Origin of the sequence: Aestuariivirga sp., assembly GCF_044239095.1 — a bacterium.
Classification (GTDB): domain Bacteria; phylum Pseudomonadota; class Alphaproteobacteria; order Rhizobiales; family Aestuariivirgaceae; genus Aestuariivirga.
Map to the genome: position 1 here is coordinate 1 of NZ_JBIICB010000235.1, position 6,882 is coordinate 6,882.

The following is a 6,882-nucleotide window of genomic DNA, read 5'->3' on the forward strand; positions in this document are numbered from 1 at the left end:
TCGCGGTCCAGGTGAGTGCCGGTGAGGCGCACGGCGTGGCCGCGGTCGGCTGCGGGCAGGCACATGGCCGAGCCCATGACACCCGCACCCAGGATCGTGACGGTGCTCACGCCAGGGCCTTTCCGCTTTCGGCGTCGAAGAGGTGGACCTTGTCGAGGCGGGGCTTGAGCTCGATCACCTGGTCACGCGACAGCGCCACGCGCTCCTGCGTGATGGCGCAGACTTCCTGCCCGCCCATATCGGCATAGATATGCATTTCGGGGCCCGTCGGCTCCACCACCACGACCTTGGCGGGGGTGCCGGGCGCGAGGGTGAGGTGTTCCGGCCGGATGCCATAGACCACCTTCTGGCCCTGCTTTGCATTGTGCACGGGCGGCAGCGGCAGGATGGTGCCCTCGGCCAGCCGCACGCCATCGCCTGCGACCTCGCCCTTCAGCAGGTTCATCGAGGGCGAGCCGATGAATTCAGCGACGAAGAGATTGGCGGGTTTGTCATAGACCTCGAGCGGCGAGCCCTCCTGCTCGATGTAGCCGTCACGCAGAATGACGATCTTGTCGGCCATGGTCATGGCCTCGATCTGGTCATGGGTCACATAGACGGTGGTGGTCTTGAGGCGCTCATGCAGGTCCTTGATCTCGGTGCGCATCTGCACGCGCAGCTTGGCATCGAGGTTGGACAAGGGTTCGTCGAACAGGAAGACGGCCGGGTTTCTCACGATGGCGCGGCCCATGGCGACGCGCTGGCGCTGGCCGCCAGAGAGTTCGCGCGGGTAGCGGTCCAGATAGGGCTCGAGGTTGAGGATCTTGGCCGCCCACTTCACCTTCTCATCAATCTCGGACTGCGGCCGCTTGGCGAGCTGCAGCGAGAAGCTCATATTGTCCTTGACCTTCATGTGGGCGTAGAGCGCGTAGTTCTGGAACACCATGGCGATGTTCCGGTCCTTCGGGTGCACGTTGTTGACGCGCTTGCCCTCGATCTCGATGTCGCCGGCGGTGACGCTTTCCAAACCTGCGATCATGCGCAGAAGGGTGGACTTGCCGCAGCCCGACGGGCCCAGGAGCACCACGAAGGAGCCGTCCTCGATCGTGAGATCGATGCCGTGCACGACTTCGAGGTTGCCGTAGTTCTTCCTGACTTGCTTGATCGTTACCGATGCCATCTGTGTACGGTCCTATTGTTCGTCGCGGGCGAGGAAATCATCGAGGAGGCCGGCATCGTCCGCCAAGTCCAGGAAGGACCAGCGGTTGCGGACGTCGCGGGCGAATTTCATGGCATCGCGCCAGACCTTGCGGTCAAGCCCGAGCTCGGTTGCCGTGGTGGGGCCGCCGGCTGCGGCGATGGTGGCCTTCATCTTCGCGGGGTCCATCAGCATGGGGCGGAGCTCTTCGCGGAGCTGGGGCCACATCTCCGAGAGCTTGCGGTTGAAGGCTTCGGCACCCGCGCGGTCGAAGGATTTCTTCTTGGCCTCGGCATAGCACATGCGGCCGATGTCCTCGCCGTAGCGCTGGATGAATTCGCGCTCCTCGATGTGGGTGGCCTTGATGAGCGGCGGAGTATCAAGCGCGAAAAGCTGGTGATGCAGACGCGCGATGGCGAGCGAGGCAACACCCACCTGCTGGCCATGCGTAGTGCCGGGGTGCTTCTCGCCCGCGAACATGTCGATCCAGTGCGAGACCTGATGCTCGCCCATGGAGCCGTGATGCGAGACGCCGGTGAAGCAGACGCCCAGGCCGCACAGGGTCAGCACGCGGTGGAGGTGACCATTGGCGGCAATGTCATGGGTTTTGAGGCCCGCGGCACTCTCGATCATGCGCGGCTCGTCGTCCTTGAACAGCGTGTAGGGCACACTCGAATAGAAGGTGCCGAACAGGCGGTGCGAGGCCCACCATTCGACCTGTGCCGTGGGGCGGCAGAGCGAGTCCCCTAAGCCCGCAGCGGAGAGCCAGTGGGGTGCTGCGGCGGAGACCTTGAGATCGAGGAAGATGCCGCGCGGCGCGTGCGCAGGAAGCGATGTCTTGTAGCCATTGGCGAGGGTCACCGAGGCGGTGGAGGCCGCATAGCCATTCATCGAGGCGGCGGTGCCGAAGGTGGCGTATTTCCGGCCATCCTTGAAGGTGGCGTATTTGCAGGTGTCGGAGAGCGCACCCGAGCCTACGGCGACGATGGCGTCCGCGTGGCGCGTCTGCTCCTGCACCATGGCAATCGTCGGCTCATCGCAATGGATGTGGCCGGGCAGAACGAGCTCGTCCACCGTGCCGAGGGCCTTCAGGTGCTTGGCGACGCGGCGGCCCATGGCCTCATGTGTGTTGACATCGGAGACGACGGCGATGCGCTTGCCGAGCTTCAGGGGCGCCAGCAGGTCCGCCTCGCCACCCTCGAAATCCTCCTCGATGCGGATCACCTCGAAGGGGACGATCGCCGGCTTGCCGGAGATGGGGTCTCTCCAGTTTCCGTCCACGACGTCGCTGATCAGTTCATTCCAGTCAGTCATTGATGCTCACTTCCGGAAGGCTTCGAGCTTCTGGTTCCAGTCGGAGAGCTTCGGCCAGAGCTCGGCATAAATCGACAGCAGTTCCTGGTAGCGGGCGCTGTCCTTCGTCCGTGGGCGGAAAGTCTTGGATGGCTTGCCGGACATGGCAGCGGATGCTTGCGCGATGGAGGTGAACCAGCCAGCCCCCTTGGCCGCCGCCATGGCGGCCCCGAGGGCGGAGGCTTCCGCTGTTTCGAGGCGCTTCACGTCACGTGCGGAGGCATCTGCCAGGATCTGACACCAGAGGTCGGAGCGGGAACCACCGCCCACGGCGGCGAAATGCGTGATCTCGGAGGTGGCGGCGGCGACCTGGTTGGTCATCATCGCCTGCTCGAGGGCGACACCTTCGAGGAGGGCGCGGTAGACATCACCCCTGTTGTGATTTCCCGAAAGGCCCGCAATGACGCCGCGCGCGCCAGAATCCCAATAGGGCGTCATGCAGCCCGACCAATAGGGCACCAGCACGAGGCCATTGGCGCCGACGGGGGAGGCCTTTGCCTCCGCTTCCAGCGCTTTGAAGATCCCTGGGTTCTTGGCAGGCGAAACGTTGAACAGGCGTTCCACCATCCAGTTGACGAGGAAACTGCCGGTGCGGATGGCGGTTTCGAAGGAATAGCCCTCCTCGCCGACGGCCACCATGCCGCGGAACACGCGGTCCACCGCGTAGGTCTTGCCGAAGCTTCCGGAGACCGTGGCGGTGCCGAGGTTCACATAGGCGCGGCCGGGGAGGAAGGTGTTTGCGCCGGTGCCCGCGCATTGCCCGTCGCCGCCGCCGGCGATGACGGGGATGCCGGGCTTGAGGCCGGTGAGCTTTGCGGCGGCCGTACTCACCTCACCCATGATCTCGCCGGGGCGGTAGAGCAATGGCAGCTGTTCGCGCGTGAGGCCGGCGGCCTTGAGGAGTTCGTCCGACCAGTCATAGGCGCTGACGTCGAGCAGGCCCATGGGATCGGCGGAGGCCGTTGAGGTGGCCCAGCGGCCGGTGAGGAAATGGGTGATGACGCCATGCACCTCCGCCGTCTTCGCTGTTCTCGCCCACATCTTCGGCATGTGTTTGGAGAACCAGCGGCAGCGATAGAGGCAGGGGGTCACATCCGGCGGCTTGCCGGAGATCTCGTGGATGTGGTCACGGCCGAGTTCGGTGACGATCTCGCCCACCTCGCGGTGCGCGCGCTCGTCGAGCCAGAGTGTGCCCGGGCGGAGCGGCTTGTCCTTGGAATCAAATTGCGCGTAGCTTTCGCGCTGGTTGGAGATCGAGATGCCGGCGACGCGCTTCGCGTCGATCTTCTTGGTGAGTTGCTTCAGCGCTTTTGTTGCAGCACCCGTCCAGTCGGAGACGTCCTGCTCGAACCAGCCGGGCTTGGGGTTCGACAGCGGCACGCCAGCACGGCCTTCTGCCACGGCACGGCCGCGCCCATCGAAGGCGATGGCCTTCGTGGAGGTGGTCGATGAATCGATGCCGATGACGAGATCGCCGCGCATGGGAATGGCTGACCTTGAAAGAGGGAACGGAGGCGGCGTTGCCGCCGCCTCCGCTGGTGGTTTGGATCAGAGACCTGCTTCCGTAACGGCCGCATCGATCGCCGCGGCGATCGTGTCCATGCACTTCTTGGCGTCGCCGCCGAAGTCCTGGCCGGTGAGCAGCTTGCCGAGGTTGACCGGGATCTCGTTGTTCGAGAAGCCAGCCCACAGCGGCATGTCGGGCTCGGACGCCATGTCGTTGTTGATGGTCTCGAGAACGACGGGCAGATGGCGCGTGGTGCCGGGGCCGACAACTTCCTTCTCCTTGACGCGCGGGTCCGCGAAGGACGAGATGCGCATCGGAGCGAAGCCGCCGCCAAGCGTGCAGCGGACCATGATGTCCTTCGAGCAGGCCCACTGCATGAACAGCCAGGCTGCATCGACGTTCTTGGAGTACTTGGACAGGCCGAGGATCGAACCGCCCTGGTGACCCCAGTTCGGAATCTCGCCGAAGCCCGCCTTGTCAACGGCACGCAGGCCATGCTTGCCCTGGATCGGACGCTTGATCTGCCACAGGCCCTGGACCTTGGAGTCAGCTGCGTCCCAACCGGGGAAGAACTCGTCCCACGAGTTGATGAGGGCGACCTGGCCGGACGCACCCATCTGCCACTGGCCGTCCCACGTGGAGTTGGTGGACTCCGGCGGGGCGTTCTTGAGCCACTCCTGGTACAGCTGGACGCCGCGCACGGCGGCCTCGTCGTTGCCCGCGAACTTCTTGTCGGCGCCGAAAATGGAGCCGCCTTCGTTCCAGACCATCTGGGTCCAGTCGCAGTTCAGCGAGTAGTGGCCAGACTTCGCCTGCAGGCCCGTGCCGTACATGCCGTTGCCTTTTTCGGCCTCGGTGATCATCTTCACGGCTGCGGTGAACTCGTCCACCGTGTTGGGCGGAGCGATCTTGTGCTTCTCCAGGATATCGGCGCGATACATGGTGCACATGATCGGGATATCGAAGGGAATGCCGGCCCACTTGCCTTCATAGACGGCAAGACCGTCGACCAGCGGCTTCGAGAAGTCCTCGAAGTCGAAGCCCGGCATGGCGAGATCCGGCTTGTCCTTGTAGTACTGGACGGGATCAACCGTGTCCTGCGCGAAGGTGGCGACCCACGACTGGTCGAGATAGTAGAGGTCGTAGGTGCCGAGCTGGCCCTGCACGTCCTGGGTTGCCTTGGCGAGCACCTGCTCGAGCGGCACGATTTCGATTTCGACTTCGATGCCGGTGAGTTCGGTGAACTCGCCCTTCAGCTTGTCGAGAACGACGGTCGGAGGCGTTGCTTCCGAGGTGTAGCGGATCTTGGTGCCCTTGAAGGGTGTCGAGACATCCTTCAGCCACTTGTTCATTTCGGCGTCCTGGGCGTAGGCCGCGTCGCCGATCAGACCATTGCCGCGGAACGGACGGGTGCCGCCCAGAAGCATGGTGTTGAAGGCGGAGAAGCCGATGCCCATCATGCCGGCCTTGCGCAGGAAATCACGCTTGCTGATGCGGCGCGCGCCGAAGTCCTTTGCCAGGTCGGCGATATAGGTTTTCTTGTCGTACTCTTTAAAGCTCATGTAAATCCTCCCATGGGTTTGAGCTCAGGTTCTCGTGTGCAGTTCACTCTTTCAGGGAGCCAAGGGTGAGGCCGCGCACCAGATGCTTTTGGACGAGCAGGATGAAGATGAAGCTGGGGATGATGGCTGCCGTTCCCAGCGCCGCGATGAAGCCCCATTCATTGCCCGTCGAAGTCACGAATGTTTGGATCTTGACCGGCACCGTGCGGATGTCGGTCGTGAGGAAGAGGGACAGCAGGAATTCCGTCCACGAGAAGATGAAGCACAGCACGGCTGAGGCGGCGACACCGCCCTTCACCATGGGCAGCACCACCTTGCGGAAGGTCTGCCAGCGCGTCGCCCCGTCGATCATTGCGGCCTCGTCCACGTCCTTCGGCACATCGTCGAAGAAGGACTTCATGAGCAAGACCGCGATGGGCAGGTTCATCAACGCATAGATCATCATGAGGCCGAGATAGCCCATGTAGAGATTGTCGGTGTCGCGCATGCCCGCGACCTTGTAGATCGACACCAGCGGAATCAGGATGGCGATCGGCGGCATGAAGCGCTGACCAAGAACCCAGTTGAGATAGCTGGCGCGGCCGCGGAACGCCATGCGCGAGATGGCATAGGCGGCAAACACCGCAACACCCATGGTGATGGCCGTGGCGCCGATCGAGACGATGACCGATTCGAGGATCGACATGCGCGAGTCATAGGCGTCAGCACCAGCCACACCCATGCCCAAACCCTCGTCGATGGCAATCTGTGAGCGCGACTGCCCGAACAGGGTGACCCCGTAGTTGATGAAGGTGGGCGTGAAGTCGAAGAAGTTGACGCGGTCCTTGTCGAACACCGCCGAGATCGGCTTGATCGAGGTCAGCGCCCACCAGAAGATGGGGAACATGAAGATCGCCGTCACCAGGACGGCAACTGTGTCTCGCAGGAGCTGAAGCGGGCGGGACATTTCCATCAGAGCTTGACCTTGAACACCTTCATGAAGAGCGAGGACACGACGATCACGATCACCAGCGTCAGCAGGGCAATCGTCGAGGCGTAGGGGAAGTCGGCATTGCCGAAATAGATGCGGCCGGCATAGGAGGTGAGCGTCTCGGTGGCCGTGCCGGGGCCTGAGTCCGTCATCACCTTCACGTAGTCGAAGGCGCGGAACAGGTCGATGCCGCGGATCAGCACGGCGATGGCGATGACCTTGGACATCATCGGCAGTGTGAGCTTGAAGAAGGCCTGGATGGCGGTGGCGCCGTCGATTGCCGCGGCCTCGAACGGTTCCTTCGGGAGAGAGC

The 6,882-nt window shown here is 63.4% G+C and carries 6 protein-coding genes; all 6 read right to left on the reverse strand.

The window, feature by feature from the left end:
- Positions 1–106: 106 nt before the first annotated feature.
- Positions 107–1,159 carry an ABC transporter ATP-binding protein gene (locus ACILRA_RS17580; protein WP_395663363.1) on the reverse strand — a complete coding sequence of 351 codons (1,053 nt, stop codon included), beginning with the start codon at positions 1,157–1,159 and terminating at the stop codon, positions 107–109.
- A gap of 12 nt (positions 1,160–1,171) precedes the next feature.
- Entirely contained in the window at positions 1,172–2,491 is a 1,320-nt protein-coding gene (locus tag ACILRA_RS17585) for an iron-containing alcohol dehydrogenase (protein ID WP_395663364.1), read from the reverse strand.
- Between the two features lie 6 nt (positions 2,492–2,497).
- Complete coding sequence (locus ACILRA_RS17590) at positions 2,498–4,012, reverse strand: FGGY-family carbohydrate kinase (protein ID WP_395663365.1); 1,515 nt, start codon at positions 4,010–4,012, stop codon at positions 2,498–2,500.
- Between the two features lie 66 nt (positions 4,013–4,078).
- Positions 4,079–5,599: an ABC transporter substrate-binding protein gene (locus ACILRA_RS17595; RefSeq protein WP_395663366.1), complete on the reverse strand. Its 1,521-nt coding sequence runs from the start codon at positions 5,597–5,599 to the stop codon at positions 4,079–4,081.
- Between the two features lie 43 nt (positions 5,600–5,642).
- Positions 5,643–6,551 (reverse strand): carbohydrate ABC transporter permease, encoded by a 909-nt coding sequence (locus ACILRA_RS17600; protein ID WP_395663367.1) that lies wholly within the window; start codon positions 6,549–6,551, stop codon positions 5,643–5,645.
- Positions 6,551–6,882: carbohydrate ABC transporter permease (locus ACILRA_RS17605; RefSeq protein ID WP_395663368.1), on the reverse strand; the 332-nt coding region annotated here is incomplete at its 5' end. The genes ACILRA_RS17605 and ACILRA_RS17600, both read right to left, overlap by 1 nt.